Below are 20251 nucleotides of genomic sequence, written 5' to 3'. Positions count from 1 at the left end.
GAACACGATGCGCAGCATTTTGACGGGCGTTGCGGCGCTGCTGGGAGCGGCCGGAATGTGCGCGATAGCCGAGGCGCAGACCTTGCGGGTAATGAAGTCGCTGGACGCGCCGCATTACGACGGCCAGCGCACCACCTGGTCGCCGACGTCTGATATCGTCAATATGTTCCAGGATACGCTGGTAGCGCTCGACTGGGACGGCAAGACGGCGACCCCTTACCTCGCGAAATCCTGGACCATCAGCGAGGACGGCAGGACCTATACGTTCAAGCTGCGCGACGACGTAACGTTCTGCAGCGGTAAGAAGTTCACCGCCGCCGACGTCATCTATACCTTCAAGCGGCTCAAGGATCCGGAAACCAAGGCGCCGTATGCATGGCGCGCCGGCGAGATCAAGGAGCTTCGCGCGCCCGATCCCTACACCGTCGAGTATGAGCTGAACGAGCCCTACTCCGAGCTGCTGCTGCAGCTCACCATGTACACCAACGCAATCCACAACCAGGAAAGCGTGGAAACGCTGGGCAAGGATTACGGCATCAAGGGAATCGACGGCACCGGTCCGTGGTGTTTCGAGAGCTGGCAGCCGCGCACCGAAATCGTGCTCAAGCGCCACGACGCCTACAAATGGGGCCCGTCGATGTATCAGAACAAGGGCCCGGTGAAGTTCGAAAAACTCAGCATCAAGATCGTGCCCGAAGATGCCAGCCGGGTCGCCGCCATCATGGGCGGGCAGTTCGACCTTACCCATCAGGTCCCACTGCAGTTCATCGAGCAGGTCAAGGCTGCGCCCAACCTGACCGTTCAGGAAGCCAAACCGAACTTCCAGCTCATGTACTACGGCTACAAGATCACGCGCCCGATGGTATCAGACAAGCGCGTGCGCGAGGCGATGAACATCGCGATCAACCGTGCCGACATCGTCAAGGGCGTCATGCTGGGCAATGCCGAGCCGGCGTTCACTTTTGTCGATCCCAAGGCACTCGACTTCGCCGAAAAAACCAAGGGTGTCATCAAGGAAGATGTCGAACGCGCCAAGAAGCTTTTGGACGAGGCCGGTTGGAAGGTCGGCGCCGACGGTATTCGTGAGAAGGACGGCATGAAGCTCGCGCCCCGGGTGCTGTTCACGCAAGTCGCCTATTTCCCGCGCGTCTCCGAAGCCATTCAGGGCTACATGCGCAAGATCGGAGTCGATTGGAAGATAGTGGGCTTCGATTCCACGATTGCGCCTGCCGAGATGGGCAAGCAGGACTACGAGCTTTGGACGGTGACGGTTCCCTATCTGTCGGCCGGCGAGTTGATGAACATCTATTTTAACTCAAAGAACGTCCCCACCCCCAATCGCATGAACTGGAAGGACGCCGAAACCGACGAGTGGCTGCGCGCCGGCCGCGCCGCCCTGACCGACACCGAGCGCGCACTCAACTATGCCCGCGTGCAGGAGAAGGTAACGAACGAGCATCTCTGGATGCCGGTGATGAACGTTGCGATGTACACCACCAGTTCGAAGAAGCTGAAAGGCGTCCGGCCGCACATGCTCTATCAAAACACCTTCTATAAGGGACTGGATTACTCCTTCTGATGGACACGCTCCTCGAGGTTCGCGGCCTAAAGACCCACTTCGCGACAGACCGCGGCTTGTTTCGCGCCGTCGACGGCATCAACTTCAGCGTTCCGCGCGGCCGCACTGTCGGCCTTGTCGGTGAGTCCGGCTGCGGCAAGAGCGTGACGTCTCTGTCGGTCATGGGCCTGGTGCCGAGCCCGCCGGGCAAGGTCGAGGCCGAGGCGGTGCTGTTCGGCAATCGCGACATGCTGCGGCTTTCGGCCGACGAACGCCGCAAGCTGCGCGGCGGCAAGATGTCGATGATTTTTCAGGAGCCGATGACCTCGCTCAATCCGGTCCACACCGTCGGCCAGCAGATCATCGAGGCGATCCTTGCCCACACCGCGATGTCGCCGCGCGCAGCGCGGGCACGGGCGATCGAGATGCTGGAATTGGTGCGGATTCCGTCAGCGGCGCAGCGCATCGACGATTTCCCCCACAATATGTCGGGCGGCATGCGCCAGCGCGTCATGATCGCGATGGCGCTCTCCTGCGAGCCGGCGCTGTTGATCGCCGACGAGCCGACGACGGCGCTCGACGTCACCATCCAGGCCCAGATCCTCGACCTCTTGAGCGATCTGCAGCGGCGGCTCGGCATGGCGATCCTGATCATCACCCATGATCTCGGCGTGATCGCGGAGGTCGCCGATGAGGTGTTGGTGATGTATGCCGGCCGCATCGTCGAGAGCGCGGATGTCAACGACCTGTTCGCCGATCCGCAGCATCCCTATACGATCGGTCTGCTCGGCTCGATCCCGCGCATCGATGTCGACCGCAAGCGCCTCGCCACCATCGAAGGTACCGTGCCCAGTCCCAACAACCAGCCGGCGGGCTGCCGCTTTGCACCGCGCTGTCCATTTGCAGACCAGCGCTGCCGACTTGATCCGCCGCCCTTGCGCGACATCGCGCCCGGCCATCGGGTGGCATGCTGGAAGGCGCCGGTCGAGGTGGCGTCATGAGCGATGTTCCGGTCCTGCAGGTCGATGGCCTGGTCAAGCATTTTGCGGTCACGCGCGGGCTGATCCGCCGCAAGACCATCGGACTGGTGCGTGCCGTCGAGGATGTGAGTTTTCAGATCGCCCGCGGCGAGACGCTGGCGCTGGTCGGCGAGTCCGGCTGCGGCAAGTCGACCACCGGCCGGCTGATCCTGCGTTTGATGGACCCGACCGCAGGCTCTGTGCGCTTCAAGGGCAAGGAGATCGCCGATCTCGACAAGGACGCGCTGCGCCGGATGCGTCGGCACATGCAGATCATTTTCCAGGACCCCTATGCCTCGCTCAATCCGCGCATGACGGTCGGCGAGATCCTGGCCGAGCCGCTGCGGGTTCACGACATCGGCGATGACGCCTCGCGCGAAGCGCGCGTCCGCGAGCTTCTGGACATCGTCGGTCTGCTGCCCGAACATGCCGGGCGCTATCCGCATCAATTCTCGGGCGGGCAGCGCCAGCGCATCGGCATTGCGCGTGCGCTCGCCGCCAATCCTGATTTGATCGTCTGCGACGAACCCGTGTCGGCGCTGGACGTCTCGATCCAGGCGCAGATCGTCAACCTCCTGCAGAACCTGCAGCAGCGATTTGGTCTTTCCTATCTGTTCATCGCCCATGATCTGGCTGTCGTGAAGCACATCAGCGACCGCGTCGCGGTGATGTATTTGGGCAAGCTGGTCGAGATATCAGACAAGAAGTCACTCTATAACCGTCCGTTGCATCCCTATACCCAGGCGCTGCTCGCGGCCATTCCGAAACCCGATCCTGCGCTCCGCACCAAACGCGTGATGCTTCAAGGTGACGTGCCGAGCCCGTTCAGGCCGCCGTCCGGCTGTCGCTTCCATACCCGCTGCCCGCATGCGCAAGCACGCTGCTCGGCCGAAGAGCCGGAGTTGCGCGAAGCAGCACCTGGCCATCGCGTGGCCTGTCATTTCTTCGAGACGCTGCCTACGCCGACCATTTTGGCGCGCGCTGGCCTTGCGAACGGCAAATTCGCCGAGCGGCTGGCAGCCTTTGAGGCTGCGAAGCAGGGGCTGAAACGGACGGAAGCGCAGTTACCCGGTGTGTTCAATGGCGCGGATAGCACCACGCAGCTCCGCTAGGCCGCGCAGCCGGCCGATCGCGGTGTAGCCGGGATTGGTGCGCTTGGTCGCGGCGAGATCGTCGAGCATGCGATGGCCGTGATCGGGCCGGAACACGATCTGATTCTTGGGCGAACGCGTTCGGTTCTCCGCCAGCAAAACCTTCAACACCGCGATCATATCGACGTCGCCATCGAGATGATCGGATTCGAAGAACGAAAGCCCATCCGCTTCCCGCCTGGTCGCCCGCAGATGGGCAAAACCGATCCGCGGCGCGAAGCGCTTGGCCATGACAGGCAGATCGTTCTCCGCGCGCACGCCGAGCGAACCTGTGCAGAAGCAGATGCCATTGGCCTTCGACGGCACCGCATCGAATAGCGCCTGATAGTCCTCTGCCGACGAAGCGATGCGCGGCAGGCCAAACAGCGGACGTGGCGGATCGTCCGGATGCAGCGTCAGCGTGACGCCGAGTTGCTCCGCCACCGGCGCGACGCGAGCGAGAAATTCGCATAAGTGCTGGCGCAGCACCTTGGAATCAATGCCGCGGTATTGCTGCAGGCGGTCGCGGAACTGCGGTATGGTCAGCGGATCGGTGGTGGATCCCGGCAGCGCGCTGGCAATGTTGGTGATGAGGCAGTCGATATCGGCCTGCGTCATTGCTTCATAGACCTGCTTCGCGCGGCGCTGCGCGGCCTCGGAATATTCCGCCGGCGCTTCCGGCCGCTGCAGGATGTGCAGATCGAACGCCGCGAAACGGTCCTGATCGAAGCGCATCGCCTTGGCGCCGTTCGGCAGTTCCCATTCGAGATCGGTGCGGCACCAGTCAACGACCGGCATGAAATTGTAGCAGATGATCTTGATGCCGGCGGCGGCAACCGCCTCCATGCTCGCGATCCAGGCCTCGATCGAGCGTGTCGCCACGCCTCCGAGCCGCTTGACGTCGTCGGGCACTGGAATCGATTCCACCACCGACCAGATCAGCGGCGAGCGTCCGGGCTGCGAGTTCTCGATCAGGTTCTTGCGCTCCTCGACGGCCGTGCGCGTCCAGGCCTCGCCGATCGGCACCTGGTGCAACGCCATCACCACGTCGGTGGCGCCGGCCTGACGGATATCGTCGAGCGATACGGGATCATTAGGCCCGTACCACCGCCACCCCTGCAGCATCATGCGGAAGCTCCTGAAATGAGAACGGCAATCAAGCGGTCAGCACGACCTTGACGCTTTGCGAACGGTCGAGCGCCAGCCGGACCGCGTCAGGCGCGACCGCCAGCGGGCGTTGCGCCGTCACCAGCGACAGCACGTCCACACTGCTGTCGGAGATCAGTTCGACCGCCGTGAAGAATTCCGCCCCGAAGCGGAACGAGCCGCGCAGGTCGATCTCCTTGGCCATCACCGCATTCGCCGGCACCTGAATCTGCCCGCCTGGCAGGTTGCCGACCTGAACCACGACGCCGCCGCGCCTGACCGCACCGATCGCGCTGGCCAAGCCCGCTGCGGTACCGGAGACTTCGAACGCCACATCGAACGGCTGCGCAGCAGCCTGCGCCTTCAGCGCCTCTTCGCCGCCGGAGATATCGACGACATGATTGGCGCCCAATCTCGTGGCGAACGCCAGCGGCGCGGCCGCGATATCGACGACGGTCGTCTCTGCGATCCCGGCGCGCTGCGCCGCCAGCATGGTCAACAGACCGATCGGGCCGGCGCCGAACAGCACCGCGCGCTTGCCAGTGACGTCCCCGGCGCGAGCCACCGCGTGCAGGCAGACCGCGAGCGGCTCGGCAAGCGCCGCCGCCTGATAGGTCACGTGATCCGGAATCTTCACGCATTGCGCCGGGATGGCGTCGAAGTAAGACGCAAAGCCGCCCTGCATATGCGGGGTCTTCGAGGCCGATCCCATGAAGAAGATGTTTTCGCAGAGATTGGGCCGGTTCTCGCGGCATGGCTTGCAGTGGCCGCACCAGCGCGACGGGTTGACGGCGACGCGATCGCCGACTTTTACGCCCGGCGCGGAACCTGCGATCTCGACCACGTCACCCGCAATCTCGTGGCCGAGCACCAGCGGCGAGGTCACGACGAAATCGCCGGTGCGGGCATGACGATAGTAATGCATGTCGGAGCCGCAGATGCCGCCGGCACCGAAACGGATACGCACCATGCCCGAGGCGAGCGGATCGAGCGGCCGCTCGACCATGCGCAGATCTTCCGGTCCGAACAGCGTTGCAGCCAAAGCCATCGATGTCATCTTGAGAGTCCCATGTATTTAGGCAGCCAGAGCGTCAGCTCCGGGATGAAGGTGATGGCGACGAGCGCCAGTAACAGCGGCACCAGCCACGGCAGGATTGCCAGGGTCGTGCGTTCGACCGACAGTTTCGCCACGCGCGCGAGCACGAACAGCACCATGCCGAGCGGTGGATGCAGGAGGCCGATCATCAGGTTCAGTGTCATGATCAGGCCGAAATGGATCGGGTCGATGCCGAGCTTGAGCACGATCGGCAGCAGAATCGGCACCAGGATGGTGATCGCGGCGATGGTGTCGATGAAGCAGCCGACGAACAGGATCAGGATATTCGCCAGCAGCAGGAACACCCACTTGTTCTGGGTGATGCTCAGCATCGCATCCGTCAGCATCTGCGCCGCCTGCGAGACCGTCAAGAGCCATGCAAAGATCGAGGCTGCGGTCACGATGAACAGCACCGATGCCGTGGTCTCGATGGTATCGAAGGTGGCCTTCGCCACCGTCTGCAGCGTCATCGAGCGGTAACGCACCAGCCCGAGGAACAGCGACCAGATCACCGCGGCGACTGCCGCTTCGGTCGGCGTGAACCAGCCGAGCGTCATGCCGCCGATCAGGATCACCGGCGCCATCAGCGCCATCACGGCGGAGAAATCGAAATACCAGTCGAGCGCCAGCAGCGCCACGAGGCCGATGCCCACCGCCATGTTCACCGACATCCCGCCGACGACCAAGAGCCAGACCACCAGCGGGAACGCCAGGACGATGAAGATTTCGAGGGCGGCCGAACCGATCTGCGGCCATGAGAACGGCGTATCGCTGCCCCAGCCGTTCTTGTGCGCGAAATAGGCCACGGTCGCCATCATGGCCAACGTCATGAACACGCCCGGAATCACGCCGCCCAGAAACAGCGCCCCGATCGAGACGTTCGCCATCATGCCGTAGATCACGAACGGCAGCGACGGCGGGATGATCGGGCCGAGCGTGGCGGATGCCGCGGTGACGCCGACCGCGAACTCCGTGGAATAGCCGTGATCCTTCATCGCCTTGATCTCGATGGTGCCGAGCCCTGCGGCATCCGCAATCGCGGTGCCGGACATGCCCGAGAAGATCACGGAGCCGACGATATTGACGTGGCCGAGGCCACCGCGCATCCAGCCCACCAGTGCGACCGCGAATTTGTAGATGCGGCCGGTCACGCCCGCGATATTCATGAGATTGCCGGCCAGAATGAAGAATGGCACCGCGAGCAGCGGGAAGCTCTCGACGCCGGCAATCATGCGCTGCGCCAGCGTAACATCCGGGGTGATGCCGGTGACGAGAATATAGACCAGCGACGACACCGCCATCGAAAGCGCGACCGGCAGGCCGACCAGCATCAGCAGCAGAAATCCCCCAAGCAGCAGCAGCATCGCCCTACCCTTCCGTTCCGTCGAATGCGCCGGGGCGCTCCAGGATCGAGTAGCCCCGCCGCCAGTTCTCGACCGCGATCTGGATCGATCGCGCGAACATCAGCACGAAGCCGAGCAGCACGGCGTAGTAGACAAATCCCTTTTGAAACCTGATCGTGGTCATCCGCTCGTCGCCGATGATCTGGATGAATTGCCAAACCAGCTTGATCGCGTAGCCGAAGAACGCGATCCGGATCACATCGATGACCGTCGAGAGTGCGCGCCCCACCACATGCGGCAGATAGCGAAACAGAAGATCGACCTGGATGTGCCGCGACAGCCGCACGCACATCGCCGAGCCGATGAAGACCACGCCGATCAGGCAGTAGGTCGCGATCTCCTCGGTCCAGGCGTAACTGTCGTTGAGAACGTAACGGGTGAAGAACTGCAGGAAGACGGAGAGCGCCATGACCCAGAAGATCGCGAGCGCGAGCCAATCCTCGGCGGCATATTGGCCGAGATCGGCGCCCTTGGGGACTTCGTCCTCAAAGGTGTGGGCGATCTCGTCCGCCGTGATCTGCTTGTGAACTTCAACCATCGACATGCGCCCTCCCCGAGCTGGCCTTATTCGAGGCTTCCGCCGTGCCTGCCGCCGGAAAATCGCGGCAAGCACGGACGAAGGCCTGGACGTTTACTTCACCGCCTGGATGCGATCCCAGTCGGACTTGCGGTAGTCGAAGGTCTCGAACTTCGTGGTCTTGATCACGGTGTCGCGGAACTCGTCCTTGTTGACCTCGGTGACCGTCAGCCCCTTCTGCTTGAAGAAATCGACCAGCTTGGCTTCGTTGGTCTTGATCTCGGCCGTGGCCTTTGCCGCCGCTTCCTGGGCGACGTCGGTGAAGATCTTGCGATCTTCTTCCGAAAGCTTCTTCCAGAGCGCACCGGCGACGACGGTGTTGAGGTGATCGACGATGTGACCGGTCAGCACGATGTGCTTCTGCACCTCGTAGAACTTCTTGGCCTCAATCGTGGTGAGGGGATTTTCCTGGGCTTCCACGGTGCCGTTCTGCAGGGCGAGATAGACCTCGGCAAAGGCGATCGGCGCGGTGTTGGCGCCACAGGCGCGCGGCATCGCGAGATAGGCCGGCACGTCAGGCACACGCATCTTGAGGCCCTTCATGTCGGCGCAGGCCTTGATCGGCTTGTTCGACGAGGTGTGGCGCACCCCGTAATAGGTCACCGCCACGATGTGATGACCGCTCTTGTCCTCGTAGCCCTTGGCAAGCTCCTTGAAGACGTCGCTCTTGGTGTAGGCCAGGAGGTGATCGGCATCCCGGAAAGTGTAGGGATAGTAGGTCACGCCGATCGGCGGAAAGCTCTTGGCCGCAAAACTCGAGCCGGAAATGATGATGTCGACCGAGCCCAGCGAAAGCCCCTGGTTGATGTCGGTTTCCTTGCCGAGTTGGGAAGCCGGATAGACGTCGATCTGGTAACGCCCGTTGGTGCGCTTGTTGATCTCGCCCGCGGCCCAGACGGAAGCAGTGTGAAACGGCTCCGAGGTTTCGTAGACGTGAGCCCATTTCAGCTTGGTCTGCGCCATGCCTGATGTAGTTGCGGCCAACAGCGCAGCAGCAGACGCCGCGAATGCAATCGTCAATTTCTTCAACACGTGAATTTCCTCCGTCGTTACAATTTGCTTTTGTTACCCAACCGGACCGACATTCGCCGAACCGTTCGAATTCTCGTCATTCAGCCGCTGCTTGCGCGGATGCGCGAGGCGGACGAAGCTTCCGCCCCAAAATTTTGCGCAAAGCGGGCCTGCGAACGCGCCAGGTGTTCGCGCATCGTTACGCGGGCGGCGTCGGGATCGTGCGCGGCGATGGCATCGCGGATCGCGCGGTGCTCGGCCAGCGCTGCATTCCAGGATTCCGGATTTTCGAAATAATGGGCGAGCTTGGCGAAGTAGGGATTGAGCCGCTGGTCGAATAGCTCGCCGACCACGCGGACCAACACGGCGTTGTCGAGGCATCCGGCCACCGCGATGTGAAACGCGCGGTCATGGATCATCGAGGCTTCGCCGGGATGCTGCACGGTGGCCATCGCCTCCAGCGAAGCATCGATGCGCACGATATCTTCGGCTGTCGCCACCCGCGCCGCCTGTTCGGCAATGGCGCCTTCGAGGAATTCACGGGCGCGCAGCAGTTCGAACGGGCCTTCGATCTCGGCCGCCAGTGGCAAAGGCGGTGCGAGCGCCGGCGGCTCACTGACATAAACTCCCGAACCGACGCGAATCCGGACCCTGCCTTCGACTTCCAGAGCGATCAGGGCTTCGCGCACGGTCGGCCGCGACACCTTCAATTGTTCGGCAAGATCGCGTTCGGTCGGAAGGCGGCTGCCCACAGTGTATTCGCCGCTGTCGATCAAGGCGCGAAGCTGATCGGCAACCTGGCGATAAAGGCGTCGTGCTTCCACGGCTTCGAGCGGCACGCTCGGCTCTCCCTGACGATCCCCTGACGTGAATCGATTTTTCTTGCTTTGGTCGGGATAAGGCCAATAAATCTGGAAAATTGGCCTTACCAATTGACCAAAGATTGATGGATTGAGCCTCTCATGTCAAGCGACGTGGCAAAAAGCCCGGCATTCGGCCCGAAAGATAGCAATTTCCGCCTTTCGAATGCCAACCTCCATCGGCTTCCCGGCCAGATCCGCCGCCCCGGCTATGACCGCTCGCTCATCTCGCAAGGCATCGTTCATCTTGGAATTGGCGCGTTCCACCGGGCACACCAGGCGGTGGTACTCGACGACCTGCTTGCAGGCGGCGCGATGGATTGGGGTATCATCGGGGCCAGCTTGCGCAGTCCCGCGACACGCGACGCCCTCGCCCCGCAGGACGGCCTCTATACACTGGCTGTTCGCTCTGGCGCGGGCACCGATCACCGCATCATCGGCTCGGTTCTCGCCATCGACGTCGCGCCCGAAAAACCCGGGCAGTTGATCGCGCGTCTGGCCAACCCGGCCACACGTATCGTCTCGCTGACGGTCACAGAGAAGGGTTATTGTCATACGCCGCAAACCGGCGACCTCGACGAGCATCATCCCGATATCGTTCACGACCTGCAGAATCCCGGTACGCCGCGCTCGGCCGTCGGATTCCTGGTGGCCGCGCTCGCGCGCCGACGTATCGCAGGCGAAGCCCCCTTCACCGTTCTCTCCTGCGACAATCTCTCCGCCAACGGCCAAACGGTCAGGCGGATCGTGACGCAGTTCGCCGCTCTGCGATCGCGCAATCTCGCCAAATGGATTGAAGCCGAGGTGGCCTTCCCTTCGACCATGGTGGATCGGATCGTGCCGGAGACCACGGACCTCGACCGGGCGGAGATTTCTTCAGCGCTCGGCATGATCGACGCATGGCCCATTATCACAGAACCATTCACGCAATGGATCGTTGAAGACCGCTTTCCGGCCGGTCGGCCGGACTTTGTGGCCGCGGGCGTGCAACTGGTTTCGGATGTGACGCCGTTCGAACATATGAAGCTGCGGCTGCTCAACGCCAGCCACTCGGCGCTGGCCTATCTCGGCTATCTCGCAGGCTTTGAGACCATCGCCGCAACCATGACTGATCTTCGCTTTGCGGCATTTGCCCGGCAGGTGATGCAGGACGCCGCGCCGACGCTGCGGATGCCTGAAGGCACAGATCTGGCAGCCTATAGCGCATCGCTGCTGCAGCGCTTCTCCAATCCCGCCCTGCACCATCGGACCTGGCAGATCGCGATGGATGGTTCGCAGAAGCTGCCGCAACGGCTGCTCGCGACCATGCAAGACCGGTTGCGGCTGGGGCTGCCGATCGATACCCACGCGCTCGCGGTGGCCGGCTGGATGCGTTACGTGACGGGGACCGACGAGCAAGACCGCGCCATCGATGTGCGCGACCCCCTTGCGGGAGAATTGGGTGATATCGCCGAGCGTGCCGGCCCACTCGCGGAGCGGCTTGCGCCCGCGCTGCTGGAGGTCAGCTCCATTTTCGGCGCGCTCGGTAACGATCCCCGCATGCGCAGCGCCGTCACCGAGGCGCTCGCAAAGCTCTACGCACTGGGCGCACGTCAGACCGTGCAGACGTTTCAGCCCACATGAAGCAAGATCAGCGCGGCACTACTGCCGTCGCCTCGATCTCGACGCGGGCTTCCTTCTCGACCAAGCGCACCACCTGCACCAGCGCCATCGCCGGATAATGCGCGCCGAAAATCTCGCGATAGACGCGGCCAAGCTCTTTCAGGCTTGTGAGATACTCCTCGATGTCGACGACATACCAGGTCAGGCGCACCAGATGCTCGGGTCTGGCGCCGCCCTCGGCAAGTATCTCGGCGATGTTGGAGAGCGTCTGGCGCACCTGCGCGACGAAATCGGGTTCCAAGCGGCCCTGCGTATCCCAACCGATCACGCCGCCAGTCACCACGAGACGGCCGTCCGCCGCCATGCCGTTGGCGTAGCCTTTCGGCATCGGCCAGCCGCTCGGCTGCAGCATTTGCGGGCCTGGCGGCGAGGTATCGGTCGTGGGATGAGGCACCACGCTCAGTGTGGGGCCTTTGGGGGCTGTCACCGGCTTTTCTCCATCAGGGTTAGAAGTTATTCCGCGGCAACGCTTGGCGACGCTGGACCGGCCGCAGCCATCTGCCGGAGCGTAAAGCGCCTCAGCTTGCCGGTCTCGGTCTTCGGCAGTTGCGCGACATATTCGATCGCACGCGGATATTTATAGGGCGCAATCGTCTGCTTGACGTGATCCTGCAAGGCCTGCGTCAGCGCAGCATCGGCAGCAACGCCGCCCGCCAGAACCACATAGGCCTTGACGATCATGCCGCGCGCCTCGTCGGGCGCGCCGACCACGCCGCATTCGGCGACGGCAGGATGCGACAGCAGCGCCGCTTCGACCTCTGGCCCTGCAATGTTGTAGCCGGAAGAGACGATCATATCGTCCGAGCGGGCGATAAAGGACAGTCGGCCGTTCGCGTTGCGGACAAAGGTATCGCCGGTCAGATTCCAGCCGTCGCGCACATAATTCGACTGCCTCTTGTCGGCTAGATAGCGGCATCCGGTCGGCCCGCGCACCGCGAGCTTGCCGACAGTACCTGCTGGCAACTCATTCATGTCGTCGTCGACGATCTTTGCCTCGTAGCCCGTCACGGGATGTCCCGTCGTGCCCGCCACCGCATCGCCGACGCGGTTGGTAATGAAGATGTGCAGCAGTTCCGTCGAGCCGATGCCGTCGAGAATGGTCTTGCCGGTCTTGTGGGTCCAGCTCTCGAACACCGGCGCCGGCAAGGTTTCGCCGGCGGAGACCGCGATCCGCAACGATGACAGATCGGCGCCATTGTCCATCGCCGCCATCATCGCGCGGTACGCCGTCGGCGAGGTGAAGCAGATCGTCGCCTTGTAGGTCTCGATGATCTTGACCATCTCGGGCGGCGAGGCGTTCTCCAACAGCGTCGCCGTCGCGCCGAACCGCAGTGGGAAGATTGCGAGCCCCCCGAGCCCGAACGTAAAGGCCAGCGGCGGCGAGCCGACGAAAACATCATCCTCGGTGACGTTGAGGACTTCCCTCGCATAGCCGTCCGCGATGATCATGAGGTCGCGATGGAAATGCATCGTGGCTTTCGGCTCGCCCGTGGTGCCCGAGGTGAATCCCAGCAAGGCGACGTCATCGCGTCCGGTCTTCACCGCATCGAACCGGACCGGCTTGTTCAGCGCCACTCGGTCGAGCTCGGCATCGTGATTCGACGTGCCGTCGAAATTCACCACCTGCTTCAGCAAGCGGCTGGTCTTCGCGCATGCGACCAGCTCGTCGGCGATGCGGCTGTCGGTCAGCGCCAATGCAATCTCCGCCTTGTCGACGATCTTGCTCAGCTCACCGGCGCGCAGCATCGGCATGGTGTTGACCACGACGGCGCCCGCTTTCGTGGCCGCAAGCCAAGCCGCCACCAGCGCGGGGTTGTTGCCGGAGCGGATCAGGACGCGGTTACCGGGCTTGACGCCGTAATTCTCCACCAGCGCATGCGCGAGACGGTTCGACCAGTCGGCCAATTCCTTGTAGGTGCGCTGGCGGCCGTTGCCGATCAGTGCGATCCGATCGCCCCAACCTTTTTCGACGATACGGTCGGTCAGTTCGACCGCGGCGTTGAGATATTCGGGATACTGAAATTCCGGTCGGTCGAGCAGCAGATCCGGCCATTGCTCTGATGACGGCAGATTTCGCCGCGCAAAATCATCGACGTGGCCCGACGGACCGAGGGATCGGCTGGGAATTGTACCTGACATTTCCGTCTCTCCTCGCTTTCACAATGAAAGGCTCGAGATCAATATCGAGGACGCCCGGCAACGCCGTCTCGCTAATCATTTTAGGCTTAAAACAATTTTTCGCAAGGGTGGAATGACGCTTCCCACCATATGGAGAAGAATCGGACAGCAGCCGCCCGGCTCCCATTGGTGTTTCGGGAACTCCTCCCTGCCCTAGGCGACGGCTCGGTAATTCGGCGCCGCGGCGAGGAAGCGACCGTAAGCGGCGGCATCGGGAGGGGTAAATTTCTCCACGAGCGGATTACGCCGGCGTCCGGATACGCCGATGTCGGCGAGCAGTTCGTCAAAATGCTTGAAGTGATAGGGCGCGACGCAAAGCCCGCCATAGACGCCGGCGGCCGGCCGCTCGACGCGCTTGAAATGCAGCATCATCTCGATGTTGTCCCGCATCTCTTTGGGCGTCGGCTGACGGGCGAGCTGTCCATCGGCGTAGCGCACGAGCCAGTTCGCGGCGAGGTCTGCGCATAATACCGTGCAGAAGCTGGAGTTGAAGCCGACAAATCCCATTTCGGGCAGGTCCGGATTGGCAATCAGCCGATAGAGCCGGTACTGCCCGTCAGGATCGACCAGCTTGTCGCGATACGCCTGCGGCAGAAACGGAACGCCCAAATTGTAGCCGATCGCGAGCACGGCGACATCGGCCTGGACGCTCTGCCCGCCGGTCATCACGATCGAATTGCCGTCGTAGCGCTCAAAGCTGCCGCGGATAGCCTTAATGCGCTTGTCCGCGACCATCGGAAAGAATCCCGGCGTGGCAATCGGCACCGAGCAGTTGACGCCGTCCTCAATCCGCTCTTTCGGTACCATATCGCATTTGCCGAGCTTGAGCTGAACCTTCAGAAGGCTCTCCAGCCCGCGCCAGTTGGCCCAGATGAACGGCTTTGCGACCGCATGCGCTAACCGCGATATCGCGCCGATGCCCCAGCTCCGGAACATCTCCTCCTGCGCGCGGATGTAGAGAATGCGTTTGAAATTAACCAAGCCGCCGATGAAATAGGGAATCCGCCACACCGGCTCGCGGTACACCAGCGTCACTTCCGCGGCGCCGGAATTGACCGCATTGACCGCGATGTCGGTTGCCGACTTCGAACCGCCGAGCACGACGATCCTGCGGCCTTTGGCAATCGCCGGGTCGTTATATTGCGAGGAGTGCAGGATGCGTCCACCTTGCGCCTTGAAGGCGTCTTCGCCGGGCAGGCTGAGCGTCTGCGGCTCGTTGAACTGCCCGGTGCAGACAGCGACGAAATCGAAATCTTCGTGACCGATGCTGCCGTCCGGCCAACTCAGGTCAAGCCCCCAGCCGGGCTTCGAGTCCGGCCTACGGTTCATCTGCACCACAGTCGTGTTAAAGCGGATCGCACCGAGGAGACTGTTGTCCTTTGCGTACTCGGTGAGATAGGCGTGGACCTGCGGACCTTTCGGCCATTCCGGGTACGAATCCGGCATTGCTTTGTCGGTGTAGCGGTACAAATCCTTCGGGCTCTGCGTTTGGACCTCCGGATAGGAGCGCGCTGGCTCCCAGACCCCGCCAAGATCGCCGCTGCGCTCGATGATCGTGATCTCGTGTCCGCGCGCGGCAAAGGCCTTTGCGGCCGCAAGTCCGGATACGCCTGCGCCAATAACGCAGACCTTCTTTCGGCTGACCATGACGACGTCTCCAGCGAGGATGAGTTCAGGAAGTTACTCGTTGGCCTCGGGCGGCAAAAAGTTCACTTCATGCTGCGCCGAGATCCGCACCACCTCTTCGGGGTCCGTCAGATTGTGGAGCTGGTTGAACAACGCCTCGAGCTTCTGCATCGGCGACACCCAGAACAGCGCGCGCGCCGGCTTGTCCGACTTGTTGAAGTAGCCATGCGGGATGCCGCGCGGCATTCGAACGAGGTCGCCGGCCTTGGCCTGCACCCAGACGCCGTCGAGCTTGAGATCGAGAACGCCCTCCTGCACCAGGATGAACTCATCCTGCGTCGGGTGAACGTGCACCGGCACGAACTGGCCGGGCTCGCTATTGGTCTCGAAAGCAAAGGTTGAATCGGTCACGGCTTTGGGGAAGTAGACCTGACCAAGGATGTTCCAGGTCTTGCCGCCGTAGCCGGTGCCGTTCCTGGTGATGCCTTTTTCGAGTGCTGCCATATCGCCCTCCTCTCGCAGTTGATGTGGTTGCAATGTCCGAAATAGTTCGCGCAGGCTGGATCGAGCCGATGCGGCCGTCTAGCCGGAAAACGAATCTCACCGGCCTCGCGGGAGATTTCTGGGATTGCTGCGGCGCGGAATGACAAGGCGACCGCATTGCCCTCCGACCAGGCACCCACGACTACCAAATCGCCTTTCCAACCACGCCGGCCGAAGATATTATAGGCTTCAAATAATGCGGAAGGCCGGGCTATGGCGACGGGCATCAGCATTGACAGGCATGATCCGGCCGCCCGGCTGGCGGCGTTCAACCGCGTTTCGACCGAGAGCGTCGATGACGCTGCCGAGGCGATCGGACGCATCTTCTGCCCGCATGCATTGATGCCCGCACGCAGAACGACCGAATTCTTCGCGCTGCATAACAGCGCGGTCTTCGGCGCATTGTCCGTCAACTACGTCGCTTATGGCGGATCGGTGTCGATTGACCCCGGCTGTCTCGAGCGCTTCTTCCTGCTGCAAATTCCCGTGCACGGTTCGGCGCGGATCCAAACCGCTTGCCGCGACATCGCAACCGCGCCCGGCGCCTGCGCCTCGCTGTTGTCGCCGACGGTACCGACACGAATGAGCTGGGAGGGCAATTGCGCCCAGATCATTCTGCTGGTCGATCGCCGTCTGCTGGAGCAGCGCGCCGCGGCGCTGTCGGGCCGGCCGGCCGGCGCGGTCGAGTTCGAACCTGCGATCGATCTCTCCTCCGCAGCCGGGCGGGCGCTTCAGTCGCAGATTTTGGAGTTCGTCGATCTCGCCGAGCGCCTCGGACCGCGAAGACCGCTTTCGCCGACGGCCGCGGCCAACATGCGCGAGACGTTATTGGGTGCTTTGCTCCACGGCCAGCATCACAGCGCGAGCGATGCGATGAACCGGTTTGGCGGCCGGGCCGAAACGCTGCCGCAATCGTTGCGGCGGGCGCGCGAATTCCTGCATGCGCATGCGGACGAGCCGCTCGATCTCGCGCAGCTTGCCGCGGCCGCAGGCACGGGCATCCGCGCGCTGCAGCTCGGCTTCCGGCGGCATTTCGGAATGTCGATTTCCGAGATGCTGCGCGACGTCCGCCTCGCGCATCTCAATGTCAGGCTTTCCGCCGCCTCCCCTGACGAAAGAATCACCGATATCGCGTTCGAGCTCGGCTTTACCCACCTCAGCCGGATGGCAAGCGCCTATCGCGCCAAGTTCGGCGAGACGCCATCGGCGACCCTGCGCGGGATGAACTAGCGCCCGGCCAGTTGCTTCAGCCGCAGCGTCATCGGCGAGTTTGGATCGGTAAGGGGCGCGATGGCGGTAAAATGGTTGGCCTCGGGAATCGTCGCAAATCGCGTCGCGGTGCCGACCGCGCCCCAGGCATCGACAATGGTGCGGCTCTGCCGGAGATACTCGGCGCTCTCATTGCCGCCCACCACCGCGTCCAGACTGCCGCACATCGGCGATTTCCAGAACAAGGGGCTCGCCGCCTTCGCCGATGCATCGTCGAGCTTCAAAGCCGTGTTGATGGATGTCTTGACCAGCGGACGAAGGTCAAACAGGCCTGATATGGCATAGGCAGCGGTTACAAGATTCTCCGGCAGCGACGGATCGAACGCGTGCCAGTCGGTCGCCAGCAGGCAGGCCGCGAGATGGCCGCCCGCGGAATGGCCGCTGACGACGAGCGGCCGTCCGAGCTTTGCCAGTTCCCGCGCCGCCGATCGCATCTCGCCGATGATGTCGCCAACGGAAACGGCGGGACACAGATTGTAGCTCGGTACGGCGACGTCGATGCCATGGGCATTCAATCCCGCAGCCAGGTGGCTGAATGACGAACCATCGAGCGCCTGCCAGTAGCCGCCATGAATGAATACGACGATCGGACCCGCATCATCGCCGGCAAACAGATCGATCCGGTTGCGTTCGCCTGGGCCGTAAGCAATTGTCTTGAAACGCTCGCGATGCGCCTCGCGATAAGCCGCAGCATCGCGAGACCAGCCGGACATGATTGCCGGGTGTTCGGGGACCCGCGCGCGATTATTGTATTCGGCCTCGTAATCCACATCGGCGCTCAACGGATCACCCTTCCCTTGTCAGCTCAGCCGCCCCGCGCCTTCGCGGATTTCTGTGCTGAAGCCTTGGTCTTGGCCAAGAGGCGCATCAACTCGCGGACATCCTTCGGCGTCAGGTCCGCGAACATATCTGCGATCCATAATTCGTGTTCCGCCGCCATCTTGCGGAATTCGGCGCGACCCGCCTTGGTCAGGCGGATCACCTGCACGCGGCGGTCGACATCCGAGGTGCGACGGTCGAGATGCCCTGACTCGACCAGGCGCTCGACGAGGCCGGTGACGTTGCCATTCGAAACCATCATCCGCTTCGAGACATCGGACAGCGTCATGCCCTCTGGCACCTTGTCGAGCTGGGCCATCAGGTCGAACCGCGGCAGCGTGACATCGAAGCGCTCGCGCAAACGGCTGCGTACCTCGCCCTCGATCAGGGTCGTGCAGGTCAGGAGGCGAAGCCACAGCCTCAGTTCGTCGCCATGATGCTCCGGGAGCTCGACGGCTTTGGTCTCTGAATCGAGAGTCATGGTGCTATCTTGTCTGCGTTGGACGTTCGGCGACCCCGAACAGACCGCAGCTCGGGATCATTGTCCAGATTTGTTTAAGTTTCAAGCAATTGGCGCATGGCTTGCATGGCTCCGTTGTTGCTTGCAGGTGCAGTCACCGCCAGAATAAGCTGCACTCCGAGCATTTGATGTAGCGTGGGGTTGGCTGCAGAGCCGCCGAACGGAGGAATAATTATGAAGCAGTCGTTGAAGCTGACCGGGCTGGCCGTTTTGCTGGGGTTTGCCGCCGCTCCGGCCGCAGCGCAGGAGAAGATCAAGATCGGCATAATCACGACCTTGTCCGGCCCGGCGGCCGTACTCGGCCAGCAATCCCGCGACGGCTTCCAGCTCGCGGTCAAGGAGCTCGGCGGCAAGATGGCCGGCAAGGACGTCGAGGCCGTCGTCGTCGACGACGAACTCAAGCCCGATGGCGCCGTGACCAAGGTCAAGGGCCTGCTAGAGCGCGAGAAGGTCGACTTCGTGGTCGGACCGATCTTCTCCAACATCCTGCAGGCCATTCACCGGCCGGTGACGGAAAACAAAACGTTCCTGATCAGCCCGAATGCGGGGCCGTCGAGCTATGCCGGTAAGGAGTGCAGCCCGTTCTTCTACGTGACCTCGTACCAGAACGACCAGGTTCACGAGATCCTCGGCAAGGTCGCCCAGGACCGCGGCTACAAGCGCATGTATGTGCTGGTGCCGAACTATCAGGCCGGCAAGGATTCGGCGGCCGGATTCAAGCTGGATTACAAGGGCGAGATCGTCGAGGAAAGCTATACCCCGCTCGGCACGCTGGATTTCCAGGTCGAGCTGACTAAGATCGCCTCCTCCAAGGTCGATGCGCTGTTCACCTTCATGCCAGGCGGCATGGGCGTTGGCCTCGTCAAGCAGTATCGGCAGGCCGGCCTCGCCGACAAGATCCCGGTGCTGTCGGCGTTCACGGTCGACGAATCTACCCTGCCGGCGCAGCAGGATGCCGCCGTCGGCATGTTCGGCGGCGCCAACTGGGCGCCGAACATGGACAATCCCCACAGCAAAAAATTCGTCGCCGCTTACGAGGCCGCCTACAACAGCGTGCCCGGCACCTACGCCATGCAGGGCTACGATACGGCCATGCTGATCGATAGCGCGGTGAAGGCGGTGAAGGGCGACCTCAAAAACAAGGACGCAGTGTCCGCGGCATTGAAAAAGGCCGAGTTCACCTCGCTACGCGGCGACTTCAAGTTCAACGTCAACGGCTATCCGATCCAGAATTTTTACCTGACCAAGGTCGCCAAGCGCCCGGACGGCAAATTCCAAACCGAGATCGTCGAGAAGGTGTTTTCCAACTACGGCGACCGCTACGCCAAGGACTGCACGGCCGGCAAATAACCATCGAGAGGGAATGACACCATGAAGACTGAAATCGCCGGTATCACCCGCGCCAATGAGGGAATGCAGGGAATTTCCTGGAGCATCCTCGGACAGACTTACGTGCCGAAGAGCGTCACCGAGCATTCCTTCTCCTGGCATGCGACGTTACCGCCCGAGACTTTTGTGCCGCCGCACATCCATCCCGATCAGGACGAGTATCTCTACATCCTGGAAGGGCAGCTCGACTTCTTCCTCGACGGCGCCGATACACAGGCCACCCCCGGCGATCTGGTTCGGCTGCCGATGGGCAAGCCGCACGGCATCTTCAACAAGTCGGGACGGACCGCGAAGACGCTGTTCTGGGTCTCGCCGACACGGCGGCTCTACGATCTGTTCTGGGCGATCCACAACATGAAGGAGCAGACGCCGGACGCTGTGGTGGCGCTGGCGGCCGAGCACAACATCCACTTCCTGCCGCCGCCTCCGGGGGCGTGAGGGAATA

Annotated in this window: 19 protein-coding genes; 7 read left to right on the top strand and 12 right to left on the bottom strand. The window is 62.5% G+C overall.

All coding sequences use genetic code 11. From position 1 onward, the window contains the following. Positions 1-7 precede the first annotated feature (7 nt). From IVA95_RS33200 to IVA95_RS33190, 3 genes are read left to right on the top strand one after another with little or no spacing between them, the layout of a single operon-like run. The gene (locus IVA95_RS33200) at positions 8-1579 is read left to right on the top strand and encodes an ABC transporter substrate-binding protein (protein ID WP_247514332.1); all 1572 of its coding nucleotides are present in this window, start codon (positions 8-10) and stop codon (positions 1577-1579) included. Continuing rightward, complete coding sequence (locus IVA95_RS33195; protein ID WP_247514331.1) at positions 1579-2559, top strand: ABC transporter ATP-binding protein; 981 nt, start codon at positions 1579-1581, stop codon at positions 2557-2559. Before IVA95_RS33200 ends, IVA95_RS33195 begins: the two co-directional genes overlap by 1 nt. Continuing rightward, positions 2556-3689 (top strand): dipeptide ABC transporter ATP-binding protein, encoded by a 1134-nt coding sequence (locus IVA95_RS33190; protein WP_247514330.1) that lies wholly within the window; start codon positions 2556-2558, stop codon positions 3687-3689. The genes IVA95_RS33195 and IVA95_RS33190 overlap by 4 nt, the downstream gene beginning before the upstream one ends. Here IVA95_RS33190 and uxuA read toward each other — a convergent pair. The 6 genes from uxuA to IVA95_RS33160 all read right to left on the bottom strand — a co-directional run bounded on the left by uxuA (position 3642) and on the right by IVA95_RS33160 (position 9779). Further along, positions 3642-4832 carry a mannonate dehydratase gene (uxuA, locus tag IVA95_RS33185; protein WP_247514357.1) on the bottom strand — a complete coding sequence of 397 codons (1191 nt, stop codon included), beginning with the start codon at positions 4830-4832 and terminating at the stop codon, positions 3642-3644. The two genes, IVA95_RS33190 and uxuA, sit on opposite strands and share 48 nt — an antisense overlap. A 31-nt stretch (positions 4833-4863) precedes the next feature. After that, positions 4864-5910, bottom strand: coding sequence for an L-idonate 5-dehydrogenase (locus IVA95_RS33180; RefSeq protein ID WP_247514329.1), 1047 nt, complete (start codon positions 5908-5910; stop codon positions 4864-4866). Further along, entirely contained in the window at positions 5907-7313 is a 1407-nt protein-coding gene (locus tag IVA95_RS33175; RefSeq protein ID WP_247514328.1) for a TRAP transporter large permease, read from the bottom strand. Before IVA95_RS33175 ends, IVA95_RS33180 begins: the two co-directional genes overlap by 4 nt. 4 nt (positions 7314-7317) lie before the next feature. Then, complete coding sequence (locus tag IVA95_RS33170; protein WP_247514327.1) at positions 7318-7896, bottom strand: TRAP transporter small permease; 579 nt, start codon at positions 7894-7896, stop codon at positions 7318-7320. Positions 7897-7983: 87 nt separating this feature from the next. Beyond that, positions 7984-8961, bottom strand: coding sequence for a sialic acid TRAP transporter substrate-binding protein SiaP (locus tag IVA95_RS33165; RefSeq protein WP_247514326.1), 978 nt, complete (start codon positions 8959-8961; stop codon positions 7984-7986). 80 nt (positions 8962-9041) lie between these two features. Continuing rightward, on the bottom strand, positions 9042-9779 hold the full coding sequence (locus IVA95_RS33160) for a FadR/GntR family transcriptional regulator (RefSeq protein WP_247514325.1): 738 nt from the start codon (positions 9777-9779) through the stop codon (positions 9042-9044). 123 nt (positions 9780-9902) lie between these two features. Here IVA95_RS33160 and IVA95_RS33155 point away from each other — a divergent pair, with 123 nt between their 5' ends. Further along, positions 9903-11423, top strand: a complete 1521-nt coding sequence (locus IVA95_RS33155) for a mannitol dehydrogenase family protein (RefSeq protein WP_247514324.1) — start codon at positions 9903-9905, stop codon at positions 11421-11423. Positions 11424-11430: 7 nt separating this feature from the next. Here IVA95_RS33155 and IVA95_RS33150 read toward each other — a convergent pair whose 3' ends face one another. The 4 genes from IVA95_RS33150 to IVA95_RS33135 form a co-directional block, all read right to left on the bottom strand. Then, complete coding sequence (locus IVA95_RS33150; protein ID WP_247514356.1) at positions 11431-11814, bottom strand: RidA family protein; 384 nt, start codon at positions 11812-11814, stop codon at positions 11431-11433. 101 nt (positions 11815-11915) lie between these two features. After that, complete coding sequence (locus IVA95_RS33145) at positions 11916-13601, bottom strand: benzoate-CoA ligase family protein (RefSeq protein ID WP_247514323.1); 1686 nt, start codon at positions 13599-13601, stop codon at positions 11916-11918. A gap of 192 nt (positions 13602-13793) precedes the next feature. Continuing rightward, positions 13794-15308: an FAD-dependent oxidoreductase gene (locus tag IVA95_RS33140; RefSeq protein ID WP_346658088.1), complete on the bottom strand. Its 1515-nt coding sequence runs from the start codon at positions 15306-15308 to the stop codon at positions 13794-13796. Between the two features lie 12 nt (positions 15309-15320). Continuing rightward, positions 15321-15770 carry a cupin domain-containing protein gene (locus IVA95_RS33135; protein ID WP_247514321.1) on the bottom strand — a complete coding sequence of 150 codons (450 nt, stop codon included), beginning with the start codon at positions 15768-15770 and terminating at the stop codon, positions 15321-15323. A gap of 252 nt (positions 15771-16022) precedes the next feature. Between IVA95_RS33135 and IVA95_RS33130 the strand changes: the two genes are divergently transcribed. Then, the gene (locus tag IVA95_RS33130) at positions 16023-17039 is read left to right on the top strand and encodes an AraC family transcriptional regulator (RefSeq protein ID WP_247514320.1); all 1017 of its coding nucleotides are present in this window, start codon (positions 16023-16025) and stop codon (positions 17037-17039) included. Here IVA95_RS33130 and IVA95_RS33125 read toward each other — a convergent pair. Together IVA95_RS33125 and IVA95_RS33120 are read right to left on the bottom strand one after the other, a co-directional pair. Continuing rightward, positions 17036-17860: an alpha/beta hydrolase gene (locus IVA95_RS33125; protein WP_247514319.1), complete on the bottom strand. Its 825-nt coding sequence runs from the start codon at positions 17858-17860 to the stop codon at positions 17036-17038. The two genes, IVA95_RS33130 and IVA95_RS33125, sit on opposite strands and share 4 nt — an antisense overlap. Before the next feature lie 23 nt (positions 17861-17883). Further along, positions 17884-18378 (bottom strand): MarR family transcriptional regulator, encoded by a 495-nt coding sequence (locus IVA95_RS33120; RefSeq protein WP_247514318.1) that lies wholly within the window; start codon positions 18376-18378, stop codon positions 17884-17886. Positions 18379-18591: 213 nt separating this feature from the next. Between IVA95_RS33120 and IVA95_RS33115 the strand changes: the two genes are divergently transcribed. Both IVA95_RS33115 and IVA95_RS33110 read left to right on the top strand, forming a co-directional pair. Then, positions 18592-19767: an ABC transporter substrate-binding protein gene (locus tag IVA95_RS33115; RefSeq protein ID WP_247514317.1), complete on the top strand. Its 1176-nt coding sequence runs from the start codon at positions 18592-18594 to the stop codon at positions 19765-19767. Positions 19768-19788: 21 nt separating this feature from the next. Next, positions 19789-20244: a cupin domain-containing protein gene (locus tag IVA95_RS33110; protein WP_247514316.1), complete on the top strand. Its 456-nt coding sequence runs from the start codon at positions 19789-19791 to the stop codon at positions 20242-20244. The last annotated feature ends 7 nt before the right edge of the window (positions 20245-20251 follow it).

Origin of the sequence: Bradyrhizobium sp. 157, assembly GCF_023073815.1 — a bacterium.
In the GTDB taxonomy this organism is placed as follows: Bacteria; Pseudomonadota; Alphaproteobacteria; order Rhizobiales; family Xanthobacteraceae; genus Bradyrhizobium.
This window is presented reverse-complemented; position numbering and strand designations above follow the sequence as displayed.